Origin of the sequence: Paenibacillus sp. FSL R5-0527, assembly GCF_038008055.1 — a bacterium.
Classification (GTDB): domain Bacteria; phylum Bacillota; class Bacilli; order Paenibacillales; family Paenibacillaceae; genus Fontibacillus; species Fontibacillus macerans.
On record NZ_JBBOYI010000001.1, the window covers coordinates 6,959,387 to 6,977,493 of the forward strand.

The window sequence follows — 18,107 nt, forward strand, 5'->3', positions numbered from 1 at the left end:
TTGTTCTCCGTTGATTATATTACAAACAAAACCACCTGTAATTCATAACTTCGCTATGAATTACAGGTGGTTTTCTGTTAATTAGCCATAAGACTCCCAATGTTGTTCTTATGAATATCTTCCGTTCCGGCATCCAGCGCGGTCTTGTAATAGAAGCACTTATGTTCGATGACTGCCATCGTTTTTTTAAGTTCTTCCATCTGCGCTTCTACAGCAGCTTTTCGTTCCAGAAACATGTCATATCTTTGTTGCAAGGTGGCGTCCCCCTCAGAACACCAATCAATGAAATTTTTAATTTCCTTGATCGGCATCCCGGTGGATTTCAGACATTCTATTATTTTTAAAGCTTCGATATCGGATTCTTTAAACAAACGTGTTCCGCCGGCTGTCCGTTCTACAAAAGGGATAAGTCCCTCTTTGTCGTAGTAACGCAAGGTATATGGCGTTAGATTCAGTTCTTTGGCAACTTCGCTGATCGAATATGTCTTCAACTTGGCTCTTCCTTTCATTAATAAGATATAGACCTCGAGCTAACTCTAATATATAAAACAACTATACCATAAAATCGTCACTTGACCTAGAGTTAACTCTAAGGAGTAAAATTTGTTTTGTAAGAGATTGTAAAAAATAATGATAGGAGGATTTATGAATGATTACCGCTAAAGCACGCGCTGTCGATGGTCCGGACAAACCGTTTCGAGAGGCTGAAATTAAAAGACGTGATCTTGATTCACAAGATGTTTTAATTGAGATTAAATATGCAGGAATCTGCCATTCCGACATCCATACGGCTCACGGGGAATGGGGACCTGTAAACTATCCGCTCGTACCCGGACACGAGATTGCGGGAATTGTCACGGCTATAGGACCTAATGTCACGAAATACAAGGTCGGTGACCGGGTTGGAGTAGGATGTATGGTCGACTCCTGTGGCGAATGTGAGAACTGCCGAAAAGGAGAAGAACAATACTGCCTAAATGGGAATGTCCCAACTTACGCGGGTGTGGACAAATACGGCGAACCAACGCAAGGCGGCTACTCTACCCATATTGTCGTCACTGAGGACTTCGTAGTCAAAATTCCCGACAGCATTGGGCTTGATGTTGCGGCACCATTACTTTGTGCAGGTATTACGACATATTCTCCGCTGAATCACTGGGGAGCTGGCCCGGGTAAAAAAGTAGCTGTTGTCGGCATGGGCGGTCTTGGTCATATGGCTGTGCAATTTGCCCACGCCATGGGTGCTGAGGTCACCGTGCTGTCACAATCATTGAAGAAAAAGGACGATGGCTTGCAATTGGGCGCAGACCACTACTATGCCACAAGCGATCCGGAAACATTCGAAAAGCTTGCCGGGTACTTTGATTTGATTATAAACACGGTAAGCGCCAGCATCGATTTGGATGCTTATTTCGGACTGCTCACGCTTGACGGAACTTTGGTGAACGTCGGTGCCCCTGGAGAGCCGTTGTCCCTAAATGTCATGTCCCTCATCGGTCACCGCCGTTCATTTGCAGGCTCCATGATTGGAGGCATCCGTGAGACCCAGGAAATGTTGGATTTCTGCGCAAAACACAACATTGTTCCTAAGATCGAGGTGATCTCGGCCGACCAGATTGATGAAGCCTATAAACGAGTGTTAGCTTCGGATGTGAAATATCGGTTCGTGATTGACACCAGCACAATGTGAGTTGTGTAAATAATTTAGCGGAAATGAAAGATTGATGATAAATTTGAAACGCATTGTCTGCGACAATGCGTTTTTTTACTTTGTTCAAGATGCAGAAATATTTCAATTTTCATATATTTACATAATTTGGTACATGTGCTATATTTACTATAAATCGCCGCCATGAGTTGATAGATTTTGCGATTATTTTTCATATTTTACATGGAAAGGAATGATGATAATGAAAAATTTGCTGAAAAAAGTAAGCGCAATCATGCTGGCATTTACTCTGGTATTTACTCTGCTGCCTGGATTGATGACAGCGCCCGTTCATGCAGACAGTCCGAGTCCGCTTTTCACCATTGAAGGCGAGGATGCTCAGCTTACCTCCGATCTTCAAGTGGCGACTGAAATTTACGGACAACCTAAGCCCGGATTCTCGGGGAGCGGGTTTGTCTGGATGCAGAATTCCGGTACAATCACCTTCACAGTAATCGTCCCGGAAACCGGCATGTATGCAATCTCCACCCGGTATATGCAAGAGCTCAGTCCAGATGGCCGGCTTCAATACTTAACGGTTAACGGCGTTACCAAAGGCTCATATATGCTGCCCTACACAACCGAGTGGTCGAATTTTGATTTTGGCTTTCATAAGCTGAAGCAAGGAAGCAACACCATTCAACTGAAGGCCGGTTGGGGGTTCGCTTATTTTGACACCTTCACCGTGGATTACGCCGACCTTGATCCCTTGGATGTGCAGCCCGTTCTTACCGATCCTCTAGCCACGCCGGAAACGCAGACTTTGATGAATTATTTAACGGAGGTTTACGGCAACCATATTATCTCCGGCCAGCAGGAGATCTACGGAGGCGGGAATAACGGCAATTCTGAGCTGGAGTTTGAATGGATCTACAATTTAACCGGAAAGTATCCGGCCATCCGCGGCTTCGATCTTATGAACTATAATCCGCTCTACGGTTGGGAAGACGGCACAACCGAGCGGATGATCGATTGGGTGAATAACCGGGGCGGGATCGCGACAGCGAGCTGGCATATCAATGTGCCCCGAGATTTCAACACTTATCAGCTCGGGGAGTTTGTGGATTGGAAGAACGCCACCTACAAGCCGACGGAAACCAACTTTAATACAGCCAATGCGGTGGTTCCCGGTACGAAAGAATATCAATACGTGATGATGACGATTGAGGATTTAGCCGAACAGCTGCTGATTCTGCAAGAAAACAATGTGCCGGTTATTTTCCGTCCTTATCATGAGGCGGAAGGCAACGGCGGATTGAATGGGGAAGGCGCGTGGTTCTGGTGGGCTTCGGCAGGCGCGGAGGTGTACAAGCAGCTCTGGGATCAGCTCTATACCGAACTTACGGAAAAGTACGGCCTGCACAATTTGATCTGGACCTACAACAGCTACGTGTATAACACTTCTCCCGCATGGTATCCCGGCGACGACAAGGTGGATATTGTCGGCTACGATAAATACAATACGATCTACAACCGCCATGACGGTTTGTCCGGCGTCCCCATTGAAGATGCCATTACTTCGATTTTCTATCAGCTTGTTGACTTAACCGGCGGCACGAAAATGGTGGCCATGACGGAGAACGACACCGTTCCAAGCGTACAGAATCTGACGGAGGAAAAAGCGGGTTGGCTCTACTTCTGCCCCTGGTATGGCGAGCATCTCATGAGTACCGCCTTTAATTATCCGGAGACCCTGAAAACACTTTATCAAAGTGATTATGTAATTACCTTGGATGAACTGCCCGATTTAAAGGCCGGCAATGGAGCCCCCAGCGCATCCATCACACCTGCAAAGGTTGAATTCGACAAATACGCGCCGAGTCAAAGCGACATAGCCATCACCGTGAATTTTAACGGCAATACGTTAACCGCCCTTCGGGCAGGCGCCAATGCATTGACCGAGAATCAGGACTATACCTTGAGCGGAAATACGCTGCTGCTGAAAAAAGAATTCCTGGCTGGGCTGCCGGTTGGCGAGCATTCGATCGTCTTTGATTTTAATCAAGGAAAAGATCCCGTATTAAAAGTCAAAATTGTTGATTCAACACCAAGCGCTGCGATTACGCCCGTGGATGCGACATATGATAAAGCGGAGAATCTGGGGCAGGATATTTCCGTATCCCTAACTTTAAATGGACACCAGCTTACTAACATAACGAATGGAAATTATGCTCTTACATCGGGCCAGGATTATACGGAATCAAACACTGCTGTCGTTCTGAACCAATCCTATCTTTCCACGCTGCCGCTGGGCCAGCATGCAATAACCTTTCATTTCAGCGGAGGAAATGACGCGGTTCTTACGGTAAATGTAGTGGACAGCAGTGCTCCTGTACCCGCGGGAGACTTGACGATCCAAGCTTTTAACGGCAACACGAGTGCCTCCACCAACGGAATTTCACCAAAATTCAAATTAGTCAACAACGGGGATTCGGCGATTCAGTTAAGCGAGGTAACACTCCGGTATTACTATACGATTGACGGGGAAAAAGCACAAAATTTCTGGTGCGACTGGTCCAGTATCGGGAGTGCCAATGTAACCGGCAAATTCGTTAAACTGGCGGCTCCGGTCGCCGGAGCCGACTATGCTCTGGAAATCGGCTTTACAAGTTCGGCTGGAACGCTTAACCCCGGCCAGAGCGCAGAAATTCAAGCACGCTTCTCCAAAACCGACTGGTCCAATTACAACCAGGCTGACGATTACTCGTTTAAGGCATCCAGCAATCAGTTCGTAAGCAATGAACAGGTTACCGGGTATATCAACGATCAGCTTGTATGGGGGATCGAGCCGTAAGGAGATAACAAAAGGGTTGGATCGGGGTTGTCCCCTGCTCCAACCCTTTTTGTTGTGTTAGGCAAGACCTATATGTCTGGGCACTGAGGTGGCTATCAATAGCGTTCGTGTCTTGGTATCCCTGCTTCTGCTTTGCATGATTATTCCTTTTGTTCAGGGGGTAGAGGTGAGGGCTAATGGTCCTTTCATTTTTCCCGATGTCTTGCCCCATTCCTCCCGTTAGGTCTGCTTCACTTCTCCTAAACCGCCTTCTCACAAACCTGTCTAACGATCTCGAACATGTCTGCTTCTCCCAAACCTATTTTCTTCTCCTGAATTTATCTTCCTCTCTGCTTCCGGATCAAACGGGATAATCGTGCAAAGCGTCCGGACAGCGGATGTTGATCTGCCGATATTTCTTGCCATGATCGGTTACCGGCCAAAACAGCAACGGGAATGCTCGAGTGCCTACTTATCATTTGTTTAATTTTCCTGTGCGTTTTTTTGTAGCAAGCCTCTCCTATGCGCTTAGTATGATTTTCAAAACGGAAAATTCCTTTTTAGCCATTGTCAATACATTCACACTTCCCATCTTTTTTGTAAGCACCTCATTGATGTCTTATGAATATATCCCGGACGCTTTCAAAACCCCGGTATCGTTAAACCCTTTTCACCTATGATGTTATAAATTGTATAAGAGAACTAATTTTACAAAACTCTATTAACTGGAACTCTATACTAGTACTCCGTAACGAAAGAGATTAATGGTATTTATGCAGCGAGCCGATATATCCAATAAAAGGGATATGAGGAACAGGCAATGAAAAAAAGATGGGAAGTTGAATTAAACCAAGAAGAGCGTAAATATGTTGGCCCCTTCACCTGCCGCCCCTACTTGAAATGAAAAAAGGATCGGAGATTAACTGGAAATTTGGCTCCAGCATTCCCCGATCCTCGGACAATCCTATTTACATCAGGACGATGTTTATTTCATCAGGACAAACTTTTTTACATCGTGACACCGGGCTTCTTTATTCCCGTCCCTTACTCCACCGTCACACTCTTCGCCAGGTTTCTTGGCTTGTCGACATCGTTGCCGCGAGCCAGCGCAGCGTAGTAAGCGAGCAGTTGCAGCGGCACGACGGACAGGGCCGGCGTGAGCAGCGGCAGCGTCTGCGGAATGGCCAGCGCTTGGTCGACCGATTTCAGCAAGTCGGGAACATGCTCCTCGTGCGTAATGGCCATGACGTCAGCGCCGCGGGCCTTAACTTCCTTAATGTTGCTGACGGTTTTCTCCAGTACGGTGTCTTGAGTCGCCAACGCGATCACCGGAACGCCTTCCTCGATCAAAGCCAGCGTGCCGTGCTTGAGTTCACCGGCGGCATACGCCTCGGAGTGGATGTAGGAAATCTCTTTCAGCTTCAGCGAGCCTTCCTGCACCACCGAGTAATCCAGGCCACGGCCGATGAAGAACAGATGCTCATGGCCGGCGATTTGCTCGGCATACGCCTTGACCGTGTCCGCTTGAGCCAGCATGCTTTCCACTTGCTCCGGCAGCGACTGCATGGCGGCGATGATATGAGCGACCTCGTCTTCGCTCTGCGTGCCGCGCACCTGAGCCATGTACAGGCCAAGCAGGTAGAACGCGATCAACTGGGACGTGTACGCCTTCGTCGAAGCGACGGCGATTTCCGGTCCAGCCAGCGTCGCGATGACGTCGTCCGCATCGCGGGCGATCGAGCTGCCGACCACGTTGGTGATCGCCAGGACATGCGCGCCGTTCGCCTGCGCTTCGCGCAGCGCGGCCAGCGTATCCGCGGTTTCGCCGGATTGGCTGACGACGATCACGAGCGTGTCCGGCGTAATCAGCGGCGAACGGTAGCGGTATTCCGAAGCGACGTCGTTCATTACCGGAATGCGCACAAGCTGCTCGATCGCCGTCCCGCCGACAAGACCAGCATTATAAGCCGTACCGCAGGCGATGACATGAACGCTCTTGAGGCTGCGGATTTTGTCCTCGCTCAGCTTCAGCCCCGGAAGCACCACTTTGCGGCCGCTTTCGTCGATCCGACCCAGCATCGTGTCGCGGTAAGCCTTCGGCTGCTCGTGGATTTCCTTCAGCATGAAATGATCGAAACCGCCTTTTTCCGCGGTTACCGCGTCCCAATCGACACGAATCATTTCCCGAGAAATAAAATTCCCCTCAATCGTCATCAATTCGACAGAATCCTGAGTCAATACCGCCATCTCGCCGTCATTCAAGATATACACGTTGCGCGTATAGTTGAGCAGCGCCGGAATATCGGAGCCGATGAAGTTCTCGCCTTCCCCGATCCCGATAATCAGCGGACTGGCTTGACGCACGGCGACCAGCTTTTCCGGTTCGTATTCCGTCAGCACCCCAAGCGCATAAGCGCCACGCATATAGCTGATCGCTTTCTGGACCGCTTTAACGATGTCGCCCTGGTATTCGCGAGCGATCAGGTGCGAAATCACTTCCGTATCCGTCTCGGAGACAAAGACGTAGCCTTGCCCGATCAGCTCTTCCTTCAATTCCAGATAGTTTTCGACAATGCCGTTGTGCACGACGGAAAACTTCTGGGTATGGTCGGTATGCGGATGAGAATTGACGTCAGACGGCTTGCCGTGGGTAGCCCAGCGCGTATGGCCGATCCCCGCAGATCCTTGCAGCGGAGCGTTCTCCAGCTTCGATTCCAGATTGGCCAGGCGGCCCAGCGATTTCGCGATTTTCAGCCCGTCCGAAGTAAATACGGCGATGCCTGCCGAATCATATCCCCGGTACTCGAGCTTTCTCAGACCCTCGATCAACACCGACTGCGTATCTCTTTTCCCAATGTATCCAACAATACCACACATGATATATAATCCTCCGTTTCATTCTTACAAGATGGTTTTTGGGCGTAAGAAAAGAAGCGGAAGACCCTTCGCGCGGGAATCATCGAGACAGAACTATTCAATTTTCAGAAAATACGTAAAAATCCGCGGCTTTCGCCAAAAAATTTTCATGAATGTCCATGTGCTCCGTTCACCGCGGTCTGCCGCGTCTTTCGCTTACGTACACTCATGATTAACTATGAATGTGATTTCCATCTGCCCGCAAGGTTTGTGGGAACGGTCGCCCATTCCTTTTGCCAATGCGGTTACGGTGCGATGCAGCACCGGGAGGCCCCCGCCGAACATTCCGAACACCTCCACCTCGTCAGCTTCCCTTTGCCGAATACGTCCCCATCCGAACCGCTTAAGGCTCACCGGCATGGCTGCCTGTCAGGCCGTCACAGACCCTGGCCAACCCCGCCGAGATATCAACATGCCTTCCACTCTCAGACTCGGACACATTCGCGCGAAATGAAGCTCTGGCGCTTAACTGTTTTTGTAAACCTCACTACCCTCACTTTCTTTCTCCGAATATGCTTAATTATATGCACCTTTACGTCATTTGGCAATGATCATCTTGTCCTGATTGTTTTTTTCCGCCCCTGTTTCCTTTTTCCCAGCAAAAAATCGCCGAAACGGGATCTTCTCCTCGTTCCGGCGGCTCATATTTTTAGAATTAATTCTTTTAGTAGTCCATGAATAACGGCTATTATACCAGTTGCTTCTCAACCACGTTGACTATCTGCGACACCAGCTTCTCAAGCTCGGTTTTCTCCGGTCCCTCAGCCATGACGCGAATAAGCGATTCCGTTCCGGAAGGGCGAACGAGCACCCGGCCGTTATCGCCAAGCTCTTTCTCCACGGTGGCGACCGCTTCGGCAATCGCCGTGTTTCCGGCAAATTTGCTCTTATCCTGCACGCGAACGTTGACGAGCACCTGCGGATACTGCTTCATCACCTTTTTCAGCTCGCTTAACGGCTTGCCGGACTTCAGCATCGTGTCGACCAGTTGAATCGCCGTGAGTATCCCGTCGCCGGTCGTATTGTAGTCCAGGAAAATCACATGCCCGGATTGCTCCCCGCCGAGATTATAGCCGCCGCGCAGCATTTCCGCCATTACGTAACGGTCGCCCACCGCCGTCTGCTGGGTGTTCAACTGCAGCTTCTTCGCGGCTTTATAAAACCCGAAGTTGCTCATGACTGTCGACACGACCGTGCTGTCCTTCAGCTTGCCCGCCTTGTTCATGGCGTCTCCGCAAATGCAGAGGATATAGTCTCCGTCGACCTCTTGCCCATGCTCGTCGATGGCGATCAGGCGGTCCGCATCTCCGTCAAACGCCAGGCCCAGATGGGCTCCCAGGCGCACGACTTCTTCCTTCAGCCGCTCCGGATGGGTCGATCCGCAGTGATCGTTGATGTTCAGCCCGTTCGGCTCGGCCGCAATAGCGTGCACTTCGGCGCCCAGTTCGCTAAACAGCCTTGGCGCCAGCTCATAAGCCGCACCGTTGGCGCAATCAAGCACTACTTTGAGACCTTGGAACGAAGAAGTAATCGTCGTCTTGAGATGGTCCAAATATTTCAGCTTGGATTCGTAGTCTACCGTTACGTTGCCCAATCCGCCGCCGATCGGACGCGACAGTTCGTCGACAGATTTATCCAGCAGTTCTTCGATCTGCAGCTCCGTTTCGTCCGACAGCTTGAAGCCATCGCTTCCGAAAAACTTGATCCCGTTATCCTCAACCGGATTGTGCGACGCGGAGATCATCACGCCCGCATCGGCTTTCAGCAGCCGCGTCAAATAAGCGACCGCCGGTGTCGTTACGACGCCAAGGCGGACGACATCCGCCCCGATCGATAGCAGCCCAGCCACAAGCGCGGATTCCAGCATAACGCCGGAAATACGCGTATCCATCCCAATGACAACTTTAGGCTTTGGAGCTTGGCCCGCAAGCACATATCCGCCGCAGCGGCCGATCTGAAACGCCAGTTCCGCCGTCAGCTCTTTATTGGCAATGCCTCTTACACCATCTGTACCAAAATATTTCCCCATAGTTTCACTCCTTCAACAATTTCAAGCACTTCAGCCGTTCTCCCCTGTTGCCCGATCCGGCAAATATGCCGTTTTCCGTCCCTGATTTCAGTTAGCCGGCTTGAAAGCTCACGCTCCGCCGGCAGCCCCATTGTTGGCCGCTCCGGCATCGTCCCCCTGATTGGCCGAAGAATCATTGCCCGCAGGTCTCTCGGCATTGTTTTCGCTCTGCTGATTCCCCGGGTTCCCCCCATTTCCGGAAGTTCCCGGGTCAGTCTGATTTTCCTGCTTCCCCGTATCCTCTTCCGGTTCGGTGGCGGCCGGCATATCTTTCTCCGTCAGCTCTACGTCAATCGTCAAGCCCTTGCTTGCATCCGCCAGCTCCACATAGGCCGGGAGCTTCACGTTTAGCGAAACCGTGTGGAGGCCCGGGCCTAGATCGGACAAGTCCGCCGCAGCTTGAATATCGGCCGCCGCAAGCTTGGCGAGCACGTCGTCCGCACCTAATAGCGTGAGCGAAACAAGCCGGTCAGCCGGCCGGATGACTTTTGCATTGTACAGCGAACTCACGTTTTCCAAGGTGATCGGTATGCCTTCCACCTGCTTCTGCTCGGCAGGCTTCACATTTAGTGTCACCGTGACGGAGCTCGGCTCGATTTTCTCAAAACCTTCCGGCGGCGTCAAGTCCACCGAGTATTTGGTCGCATTCGAGCCGTCAAAGCGCCCTAAATCGACGGTGATCGGATAGGAACTTATGCCCGCGAGCGCTTCCTTCGTCCCATATAAGGCGACGCCCTCCACGTCGGGTTCCGCGCCCGCAAGCACGTAACCGGCCGGAAGCTGCCCTATGTACCGCAGTTCGATCGGCACGGTTTTATACATTTTGGAGATAGGAACGTCGACCTCGACGGAGCTTGGAGAGATCTCCGCGCTTTCCATCGCTTTCCCCTGCTTATCATATGCCGTAAGCTTTACGCTTTTGCCTTTGACCGAATCCTTGAGCCCCGTTACGTCCACGGTTCCCTGCACCTTGCTAAGCTCGCCGATTTCGCTGGCCGGCAGCGTGACATCAACGGTGCCGCTTCCGGCTACGATCGGACTGCCCAGAAGCAGCCCGTTCGCAGGCTGCCCTTTCGTCACGATGCTCACGGGAACCGTCTTGGTTTCTTTCGCTTCAACCGTGACCTTCACGATCGAAGGGTCAATCGACACCAGCTGCACGCCGGGAGGAAGCTCATAGGTCAAAGGAAGCGTAAACGTCCCCGGACCCACGTTTTTCAAATTCAATTTCACTTTATAATCGGAAAAACTCGTCGTTAAATCAATGCGTTTTCCTTTAACCTCCATACGCACCTTAGTCGGTTCGAGGTCATACAACACATACTTCTCATCGTTCAATCCGGTAACTTCTATATTCACGTTATCGATGATTTTAGGCTGCACCAGCGTCGTCGAATCGACGGGCGTTCCGCTGTCCAAATGAACCATCGCCCATAAAATAATGCTGACGACCAGGGCCAAAACCTTAGCAAAGTTGTTGTGGGTCAGCCACTTATCCATTTTTGCCGGCCTCCTTCCTTCTACGGAAAGGTCTGCGCTTTTCGTTGGCGCTTGAATCCGGCCCAAGCTCTTCGTAAAGCTTGGAAATCAACGACTCCTCATTTATATCGCGCACGACTTGGCCGTTGATCGCCAGGGAAATTTGACCGGTCTCTTCGGACACGACGATCGAAACGGCATCGCCGACTTCGCTGATCCCGATCGCCGCACGGTGCCGGGTGCCCAGTTCTTTGCTGATGAACGGGTTTTCCGACAACGGCAAATAGCAGGCCGCGGCCGATATTTTATGACCCTGAATAATGACCGCTCCATCATGCAGCGGCGTATTCGGGATAAAAATATTGATCAGCAGCTGCGAAGAGATGAGCGATTGCATCGGAATCCCGGATTCGGTATATTCATTGAGCCCCGTATCCCGTTCAAAGACGATCAACGCCCCGATTTTTCTACGTGATAAATAATTAACGGCTTTAATAATCTCGCCGATTTCTTTACCGAATTGTTCCTCATCGGCCGAACTGCGGCCAAATAGCTTGCCTCTACCGAGCTGCTCCAGCGCGCGCCTTAATTCCGGCTGGAAAATAATGAAGATCGCCAGCACGCCGAACGTAAACATTTGGTTCATGAGCCATTTCAGCGTATATAAATCAAACCACGTGCTTACCGCCCAAATAACCACCAGAACGAGAATCCCCTTGAGCAGTTGAACGGCCCGCGTTCCCCGCACAAGCAAGATCAGTTGGTAAATGATGTAGGTAACGATGAGGATATCGATGACATCCTTGATGGTGTCCTGCCAAGTCATATTCGAAAAATAACTCATGATGCAACCCCCGGGACTGTTCCTGACGGGCATCCTTCGCCCGCTGATAAGGAAACGATTATTTACAGCATTGGATGCTTGTCTCTATAAGTTTCCCCTAACTACTAGGTTATAACGTTCACATGTGAGATGCAAGCGTCCGGGAAAAAATAGGCGCTTTTCGTAATGAATTACATTATTTTCCTGATTGAGCGAAAATAAAAAAAGCGCCGTTTTCCCGAGGGGAGGCGCCAAAAATTTGCATCCAGCCAAACGTTTACCTATAGGCGACTTCCGTGAACGTATTGGTAATCCTATACCAGATCCAATCCAGTGCCCGATCGATTTCTTTGACCTGACCGGAAATATGCGCGGTAGAAGCCTGATAAAACGTACCGTCAATGACGGTTAAATTGCCTTCAACTTCACCATAGATTTCGGCCTTGCCGTTTTCTATCGTCAAGTTCCCGGCGATTTTTGAGTTGTCGGGTACCGTCACCGTGTCGCCATGGATGATCACCTGATCGAGATTAGTCCCTTTGACTACGAGTTGATCATCGGTATCCCAAAAAGAGACGGCGCTGAACAGCATCACCAGCAGAAACATGGCAGCCGCGGTCAAAGCCGGGTGCCGCTTGATCCACTTGATCCAGGCCTGCTGTTTCGGCTGATTCGGGATCTGGCTGATGATCCTGTTGACCAACTCATCGGGCGCCGAAAGGCTCGTGTGCTTGATGGTCGCAAACAGCATCATTTCGGTTTGCTCCAATTCTTTGAACCGCTCCTGGCATACCGGACAGGTTTGCATATGTTGCTTCAACGCTAGGGCTTCGTCGCGGCTCAATTCGCCGTCCAAATAATCATGCATTAATGAGGAGGCTTGCTTGCATTCCATATCAGCCAATCCTTTCAGTATCAATCTATGCGTATGCGGAAAATCCCGGCGGATCCCCGGAACCTATTCGTCCTACCATTACATTACGTAGTGCAAACAATTTCGTTTCATAAAAAAATATCGGCAAAATTAACCGCGGTTTTAAAGCACTTTGTGCTCCAGCTTTTTTCGCAGAAACTCGCGTCCCCGGTGAACCCGCGTCTTGACCGTCGTTACCGGCATGTCCAGCACTTCGCTGATTTCCTGGAGCGACATTTCCTGCAGGTATCTTAAAATAATGACGGACTTATATTTCGCCGGCAATCCCGCTATGGCTTGATGAATCGTCCGCTGCGTTTCCGAAAGCAGATATTCCGTTTCCGGCGTTTTGTCGTCACCGGGAATCAGCGTATAACCGTCCATACCTTCCTGGTCGTTCATTTCGGCATCGAGATAGTAACTCGGTTTCCGCTTGCGCAACCGGTCGATACAAAGATTCGTCGCAATGCGGTATATCCATGTCGAAAATTTCTGTTTATCATCGTAACGGCTCCAGTTTTTGTGAACCCTTAAAAACGTCTCCTGCACGACATCCTCCGCTTCGTGCCGGTTCGACAACATCCTGTAGCCCAGATGAAACAGTTTATCCTTATATAAATCAACGAGTTCGGCAAAGGCTCCCTGATCCCCTTTCCGGGCCAGCTTCACCAGCCTTGCGTCGAAATGATCTACCACCGTATTTTCCCCCAGATCCATGGACGGGCTTAAATCTATTCCCTGCCTGTACTTCATTCAAATGTTAATGCAACTGCCAGCAAAATGCAATAGAAGCCAATCAAAAAGCCGGCCCTTTTACCAAAGGACCGGCATATGATGAAATGCAGCGTTTAAGTTCGTATCAGCCCGTATTCCGGAGCCCTGCGGCAATGCCGTTAATGGTAAGCAGAACTTCGCGCAGCAGGTGCGCGTCATCCTCGCCTTGCTCGCGAACCGAGCGCAGCTCGGCCAGCAGTTGAACCTGTAGGTAACTCAGCGGATCAACGTAAGGATTCCGCAGGCGGATCGATTCCTGAAGCCCCGGGACATTGTCGAGAATTTCGGAGATGCCGGCGATCTTCAGGACCATCTCCCGCGTCAACCGGAATTCTTCTTCGATCTGACCAAAGACCCGCTCCTTCGCTTCCGAATCGGAACACATATTGGCGTATTCCTGTGCGATTACCAAGTCCGCCTTAATCAAGGCGAACTGCAGCGTATCGATCACGGAGCGGAAAAACGAGAAGTGCTGATACATTTCCTGCAGTATTTTCAGATTTTCTTCTTTGTTCTGATAAAAATTCATCAGTCCGGTGCCGGCGGCATACCAAGCCGGGAATAGATAGCGGCTTTGCGTCCAGGCAAATACCCAAGGAATCGCCCGGAGATCCTCAAACCGGTCGCTGTTTTTGCGTTTGGACGGGCGCGAGCCGATATTCAGTTCGCCGATCTCGACAAGCGGCGTAGATTCCCGGAAAAACTTCAGGAAATTCGGTTCGCGGAACACGAGATCCTGGTATTTGCTCAGCGAAGTCTCCGAGATGCCGGCCATGATTTCTTCCCAGCGCTCTTCCTCGGGGTTGCACTTCTGACGCAGCTTGGCAAGCTTGTTGGCCTCGATCAATGCGGAGGTAGCCTGCTCCAGACTGCGGTAGGCGATGCCTCGCAAAGAATAACGCGACGAGAGCACTTCACCCTGCTCGGTGATCTTGATGCCTCCTCCGATCGTTTCCGGCGGCTGTACCAGAATGCTGCGGTTCAGCGGCATGCCCCCGCGGCCAAGCGCGCCTCCGCGGCCGTGGAAAAACTTCAGCTTAACTCCGTATTGGTTGGCCGTCGCCGTAATTTGCTTCATCGCGACGCGCAGCTCCCAGTTGGCCGTGACCACGCCGCCGTCCTTGTTGCTGTCGGAGTATCCCAGCATAATTTCCTGCAGATCATTCATCGCCGCCACCGATTGCCGATAGATCGGCATGGTGAACAACTGATTCATGATGCCCGGCGCGGCATGCAGATCATCGATCGTCTCAAACAGCGGCACGGATTGCAGTGTGCAGGTTACGCTGCCGTCCGCTTCCTTATGGAACAATCCGACTTCTTTGGCAAAAACCATAACTTCGAGAATATCGCTGGCCGCTTCCGTCATACTGATCAGGTAGCTGGTAATACATTGCTTTCCGTACTCTTGTTGCGCACGGTATATCGCACGGTATACTTCCAGGCATTCATTGGTGCTTTCGCTGTAATCCTGATAAGGCGACGTCAACGGACGAGGATCGTTCAGCAGTTTTTCCAACAGCTTGACCTTCTCCTCTTCCTCCAGTTCGGAATAGTTCGGCACGATATTCATGTTCGCCAAGATTTCCGTCATGGCGTTCTCGTGCTCTTTGCTGTGCTGGCGAACGTCCAGGGTCGCCGTGTGGAAGCCGAACAGCTCCACCTGGCGGATCAGCTTTTTAAGATGCGTATCGGCTACATAGTCCGCATAATGGTGGCGCAGACTGCGGTCGATGATTTTCAAGTCCTCGATAAACTCGCTCACGTTGGCGTAGCGCTCCGGAGTGTCCTTTTTCGCGTCGTCCAGCAGATTGTGCAGTTTCTCCACCATGTAAGTCAGTTTAATGCGATAGGGCTCCTTCTCGTTGTTCCATTGCTGCGTTTTTTGCAGCTTTACCTGAAGCCGGTCGCGTTGAATGGAGGCCATCAGCTCGTCGGTCACGTCGATGATCGTGGTGCAGAAGCTCAGATGCTTGAACAAATCGCTCAAAATGTGCTGATACTCGCGCACGGCCAGCTTCCGCTGCATCCGCAGCGTTTGCCAGGTCACGTCCGCGGTAACGGACGGGTTGCCGTCCCGGTCGCCGCCGATCCACGAACCAAAGCGCAGGTAAGCGGGCACGTGCCAATAATGCTCCGGATAGTATTTGGTCAGGCTGCGTTCCAGTTCCTGATATACTTCGGGAAGCACATGAAACAGCGTCTCATGAAAATAGTACATCCCGTTTCTGACCTCATCGAGCACCGTGGGCTTACGATCGCGCAGCTCATCGGTTTGCCAAAGCGTGATCACTTCATTTAGCAGCTTCTCTCTAAGCTGTTCACGCTCGCGGAACGTAAGGGTAGGATTATCGAGCTGCATGACATCGTCGGCAATCCGTTTGTGAATATCCAAGATCGCCCGCCGCATCGCTTCGGTAGGGTGTGCCGTCATCACAAGCTCCAGGGACATACCCTCCATGATTTCCTTAACTTCGACATAAGTGAAACCCTGTTCCTTCAGGCCTTTAATGGCGGCCTCGATCGTTCCCGATTGAACGGCTTCTCCGGCCGAACGTTCGTAATCCCGCTTGCGGCGAATCCGATGATTCTGCTCGGCAATATTGACGAGCTGAAAGTAAATGGCAAAAGCACGGATAACTTGGTGACGAATTCCGGGTTCAAGAGAATTGATCATTTCCTTAAACTCATCATGCAATTCGGGTAAAAATACAGCCCGCAGCGATTTACTGGCTTCACGAATCTTCTCGACAATATCCAAGAGCTCGTTACCGCCCTGATGTACCAGGACCTCTCCTAGAATATTGCCCAAAAAACGAATGTCGCGCCGGAGCAGGTTGTTTGAGTTGCTTGTGCCTGCGGTAACCGTTAGTTCAGTCATGTTTCTCCCCCATTTCATCCCTATTCCGTCTTTTCTAAAGCTTTCTTAACATAATACAATAATCTCCCCCGAAAATCTTCACCTAATTTGTAAGATTTCGCGGTGAGACGGTTGGATTACAAACTTAACATTGAGTAAATATTCATATTCACTAATAAGATACAGCAGCCTCAAGATTATGTGCACCATTATATTTAAAATAAATCATGTTTAAAATGAAAAATTAATCATTTCATATTTATGCATGATAGGGCTAATACACTCACTACAGCGCAATCCTCTAAAGGAAGAACTTTCCACCCGCAGCCGGGGACCAAGACAGTGCGTTGCGACGTCCCGTTTAAGCAACCATTACTTACCTTAACACGGTAAAGCAATAAAATACAAGAATATAAATAAATTTTTTGTTCAATAAGCTACAGTTATCATGAGGCCAACTTTCAAAATGATTATTCCGATATCTATAACAAAAAACATCATCTTCCGATGATGTTGCTGTTATATATGGAGCGGGTGATGGGAATCGAACCCACGCTACCAGCTTGGAAGGCTGGAGTTCTACCATTGAACTACACCCGCATAACACCCAAAACTTTAATGGTCGGGACGACACGATTCGAACATGCGACCCCCTGGTCCCAAACCAGGTGCTCTACCAAGCTGAGCTACGTCCCGAGATATGTTGGCCAATCTTTATGCCAAACATTTATTTTGTTAAAATGGCGCGCCCTAAGAGATTCGAACTCCTGACCTTTAGATTCGTAGTCTAACGCTCTATCCAGCTGAGCTAAGGGCGCAAATTATGGAGCGGACGACGGGAATCGAACCCGCGACCCTCGCCTTGGCAAGGCGATGCTCTACCGCTGAGCCACGTCCGCATAATCTGGTGCGCGTGGAGGGACTTGAACCCCCACGTCAAAGACGCTAGATCCTAAGTCTAGTGCGTCTGCCAATTCCGCCACACGCGCGTAATCATCATTTCCCTCGTTAACTTGAGGAAACTGGTGAGCCATGAAGGACTCGAACCTTCGACACCCTGATTAAAAGTCAGGTGCTCTACCAACTGAGCTAATGGCTCATACCCAAAATGGCTGGGGATATAGGATTCGAACCTATGCATGACGGAGTCAAAGTCCGTTGCCTTACCGCTTGGCTAATCCCCATTAACAATGGTGAAGGCTGAGGGGATCGAACCCCCGACCCTCTGCTTGTAAGGCAGATGCTCTCCCAGCTGAGCTAAGCCTCCGTATGTATGGTGACCCGTAGGGGATACTCTCGCTTCGCGAGAGACTGCGAAGTATTCCTAACGAAGCTCATGCTCCGTCGAACCCCTATAAGGGTTTCTCACCCTACTTTGAGGTAATGAAGGAAGCAATGACCCGTAGGGGATTCGAACCCCTGTTACCTCCGTGAAAGGGAGGTGTCTTAACCCCTTGACCAACGGGCCTTATGTAAAAAGCTCTCAACCGGGATCGAACCGGTGACCTCATCCTTACCATGGATGCACTCTACCTACTGAGCTATGAGAGCAAATGGCTCCCCGAACAGGACTCGAACCTGTGACAACTCGATTAACAGTCGAGTGCTCTACCGACTGAGCTATCAGGGAACATTGCTTGGCGGCGTCCTACTCTCCCAGGACCCTTCGGTCCAAGTACCATCGGCGCTGGAGGGCTTAACGGTCGTGTTCGGGATGGGTACGCGTGGAACCCCTCCGCCATCGCCACCAAACGATTCAAGGTTAATCCTTGAAAACTGGATACGAAACAAAT

The 18,107-nt window shown here is 50.5% G+C and carries 10 protein-coding genes, 11 tRNA genes and 1 rRNA gene; 2 read left to right on the forward strand and 20 right to left on the reverse strand.

Translation table 11 applies throughout. The features are described from left to right. Positions 1 to 77: 77 nt before the first annotated feature. Positions 78 to 491, reverse strand: coding sequence for a MerR family transcriptional regulator (locus tag NYE69_RS31430; RefSeq protein ID WP_326044961.1), 414 nt, complete (start codon positions 489 to 491; stop codon positions 78 to 80). Between the two features lie 158 nt (positions 492 to 649). Between NYE69_RS31430 and NYE69_RS31435 the strand changes: the two genes are divergently transcribed. Further along, positions 650 to 1,690 carry an NAD(P)-dependent alcohol dehydrogenase gene (locus tag NYE69_RS31435; protein WP_328271005.1) on the forward strand — a complete coding sequence of 347 codons (1,041 nt, stop codon included), beginning with the start codon at positions 650 to 652 and terminating at the stop codon, positions 1,688 to 1,690. 220 nt (positions 1,691 to 1,910) lie between these two features. Beyond that, positions 1,911 to 4,502: a glycosyl hydrolase gene (locus tag NYE69_RS31440; RefSeq protein ID WP_328271003.1), complete on the forward strand. Its 2,592-nt coding sequence runs from the start codon at positions 1,911 to 1,913 to the stop codon at positions 4,500 to 4,502. Positions 4,503 to 5,525: 1,023 nt separating this feature from the next. Here the strand turns inward: NYE69_RS31440 and glmS are convergent. From glmS to rrf, 19 genes are all read right to left on the reverse strand, one after another. After that, positions 5,526 to 7,358: a glutamine--fructose-6-phosphate transaminase (isomerizing) gene (glmS, locus tag NYE69_RS31445; RefSeq protein WP_340929982.1), complete on the reverse strand. Its 1,833-nt coding sequence runs from the start codon at positions 7,356 to 7,358 to the stop codon at positions 5,526 to 5,528. A 727-nt stretch (positions 7,359 to 8,085) separates the two neighbouring features. Continuing rightward, positions 8,086 to 9,426: a phosphoglucosamine mutase gene (glmM, locus tag NYE69_RS31450; RefSeq protein WP_328271507.1), complete on the reverse strand. Its 1,341-nt coding sequence runs from the start codon at positions 9,424 to 9,426 to the stop codon at positions 8,086 to 8,088. Positions 9,427 to 9,534: 108 nt separating this feature from the next. Beyond that, positions 9,535 to 10,965, reverse strand: a complete 1,431-nt coding sequence (locus tag NYE69_RS31455; protein ID WP_340929983.1) for a CdaR family protein — start codon at positions 10,963 to 10,965, stop codon at positions 9,535 to 9,537. Then, positions 10,958 to 11,788 (reverse strand): diadenylate cyclase CdaA, encoded by an 831-nt coding sequence (cdaA, locus tag NYE69_RS31460; protein WP_155621536.1) that lies wholly within the window; start codon positions 11,786 to 11,788, stop codon positions 10,958 to 10,960. The genes NYE69_RS31455 and cdaA overlap by 8 nt, the downstream gene beginning before the upstream one ends. 256 nt (positions 11,789 to 12,044) lie before the next feature. Next, entirely contained in the window at positions 12,045 to 12,662 is a 618-nt protein-coding gene (locus NYE69_RS31465) for a zf-HC2 domain-containing protein (protein ID WP_036619579.1), read from the reverse strand. A 141-nt stretch (positions 12,663 to 12,803) separates the two neighbouring features. After that, on the reverse strand, positions 12,804 to 13,376 hold the full coding sequence (sigW, locus tag NYE69_RS31470; protein ID WP_227872993.1) for an RNA polymerase sigma factor SigW: 573 nt from the start codon (positions 13,374 to 13,376) through the stop codon (positions 12,804 to 12,806). Positions 13,377 to 13,539: 163 nt separating this feature from the next. After that, positions 13,540 to 16,335 (reverse strand): phosphoenolpyruvate carboxylase, encoded by a 2,796-nt coding sequence (ppc, locus tag NYE69_RS31475; RefSeq protein WP_036619575.1) that lies wholly within the window; start codon positions 16,333 to 16,335, stop codon positions 13,540 to 13,542. A gap of 505 nt (positions 16,336 to 16,840) precedes the next feature. Beyond that, positions 16,841 to 16,914, reverse strand: a tRNA-Gly gene (locus NYE69_RS31480). A gap of 19 nt (positions 16,915 to 16,933) precedes the next feature. Continuing rightward, positions 16,934 to 17,010, reverse strand: a tRNA-Pro gene (locus NYE69_RS31485). Positions 17,011 to 17,055: 45 nt separating this feature from the next. Beyond that, a tRNA-Arg gene (locus NYE69_RS31490) sits at positions 17,056 to 17,132 on the reverse strand. A 6-nt stretch (positions 17,133 to 17,138) separates the two neighbouring features. Next, positions 17,139 to 17,213, reverse strand: a tRNA-Gly gene (locus tag NYE69_RS31495). A gap of 6 nt (positions 17,214 to 17,219) precedes the next feature. Continuing rightward, positions 17,220 to 17,303, reverse strand: a tRNA-Leu gene (locus NYE69_RS31500). A 34-nt stretch (positions 17,304 to 17,337) separates the two neighbouring features. Further along, positions 17,338 to 17,413: transfer RNA gene (locus tag NYE69_RS31505), tRNA-Lys, on the reverse strand. 10 nt (positions 17,414 to 17,423) lie between these two features. Then, positions 17,424 to 17,498 (reverse strand) — tRNA-Gln (locus NYE69_RS31510). 7 nt (positions 17,499 to 17,505) lie between these two features. After that, a tRNA-Val gene (locus tag NYE69_RS31515) sits at positions 17,506 to 17,581 on the reverse strand. Positions 17,582 to 17,710: 129 nt separating this feature from the next. Further along, positions 17,711 to 17,782 (reverse strand) — tRNA-Glu (locus tag NYE69_RS31520). A 10-nt stretch (positions 17,783 to 17,792) separates the two neighbouring features. Next, positions 17,793 to 17,865 (reverse strand) — tRNA-Thr (locus NYE69_RS31525). Positions 17,866 to 17,868: 3 nt separating this feature from the next. After that, a tRNA-Asn gene (locus NYE69_RS31530) sits at positions 17,869 to 17,944 on the reverse strand. A 5-nt stretch (positions 17,945 to 17,949) separates the two neighbouring features. Further along, a 5S ribosomal RNA gene (gene rrf / locus NYE69_RS31535) occupies positions 17,950 to 18,066 on the reverse strand. Positions 18,067 to 18,107 lie beyond the last annotated feature (41 nt).